Below are 1,338 nucleotides of genomic sequence, written 5' to 3'. Positions count from 1 at the left end.
GGCATGGATGAACACCTCTTCCTGCCCCAGCTCATCCTCAAAGCGCAGCTCGTTGAAGCCCTGGCCCTTGTGGCTGCGGCTTTTGATGGTCATGCGCGTTTTGTGCTTGGGCAGTTGATACGGCGGCAGGTTGGTTTCGCGGTAGGCGCGGCCGGTGGCGATGGGCTGGTCGGGGTCGCCGTCCAGGTAGCTGATGATCAGTTCCTGGCCGACCCGGGGGATGGCCATGGCGCCCCAGGTGGCGCCGGCCCAGCCCTGGGCGACGCGGATCCAGCAGGAGCTGTGGTCGTCCTGGTGGCTGTCGCGGTCCCAGGGGAAGCTGACTTTGACCCGGCCCCATTCGTCGCAGTAGATCTCTTCGCCGGGCGGGCCGACCACGCTGGCGATCTGCGGGCCGTCGATGCGCGGCTTGGGCCGTAGCGGCGCTTTCCAGTCGGCGTCCCAGCGGATGGCGCTGGCGCTGAGCCGGTAGGCGGTGCCGCTGTCGCTGCCGAAGGCCTCTTCGAGCAGGCTGCTGTGCTGTGTGCCGTGGTGTTCGATGGCGATGGTGCGCCAGCGGTCGTTGAAGTCCTCGCGCGGGTGGTCGTTGAGGTCGAAGGCCAGGCCCGGCTGCAGACGCGCGTCATCGCCTTCCATGTGGGCCAGGCGGGCGTCGCTGCGCAGGGCGGTCAGGCGGGTTTTGGTGAAGGGCTTGCCGCTGGCGTCACGCTTGTAGCGGCCGGGGTAGTCGTAGCGTTCGTAGTCGCTGTGCTGGTGGTCGAGGTCGCTGGCGCCGACGGCGTTGTGCTGCAGGTTGTAGTAGGGGTGGGTGAAGGTGTAGTCGCGCTGCACCTGGCGCGCGCTGCGCACCTGTTCGGTGTAGTGAAAGCGCTGCAAGGCCGGCTCGGCGCTGTCGCCGCCGGCCAGCGGCTGGTAGAGCACCGGGCAGTGCTCGTGGGTGCCGATGGTGCCCAGGCCGCCGACGCGGTCGGTGAGCCACAGGGTATGGCCGTCGGCACGGTGCTCGAAGCTGTACAGCAGGCCCTCTTCGGCGGCCAGGCGGGCGATGAAGTCGAGGTCGCTTTCACCGGCCTGGACGCAGTACTCGCGCGGCGGATGGTCGAAGCACAGGTAGCTCTTGACCTCGCTCAGGCGCTGGGCCTCGAGCACCGCGAGGATGATCTCGGGCACGCTCTGGCCCTGGAACATGCGCCAGTTCGAGCGCAGGCCGGCGCGCGCCAGGCTGGGTTCGAGCACGGCGCGGTAGCGGGTGCGGCGAAAGCCGGTGTCGCCCTGGCTGAACAGGCTGACCAGGCCGTGCACGTAGCGCACCGGGGTGTCGCCCCGCCACAGGGTGAA

General features: G+C 69.0%; 1 protein-coding gene. It reads right to left on the bottom strand.

Annotation, left to right across the window (positions count from 1 at the left end):
* On the bottom strand, window positions 1–1,338 hold a 1,338-nt coding region (locus UB48_RS26860; RefSeq protein ID WP_275560923.1), incomplete at both ends, for a type VI secretion system Vgr family protein.

Origin of the sequence: Pseudomonas sp. 2(2015) (assembly GCF_000955865.1) — a bacterium.
In the GTDB taxonomy this organism is placed as follows: domain Bacteria; phylum Pseudomonadota; class Gammaproteobacteria; order Pseudomonadales; family Pseudomonadaceae; genus Aquipseudomonas.
Note: the sequence above shows the minus strand (reverse complement) of the source record. Positions and strands in the feature narration are given on the sequence as shown.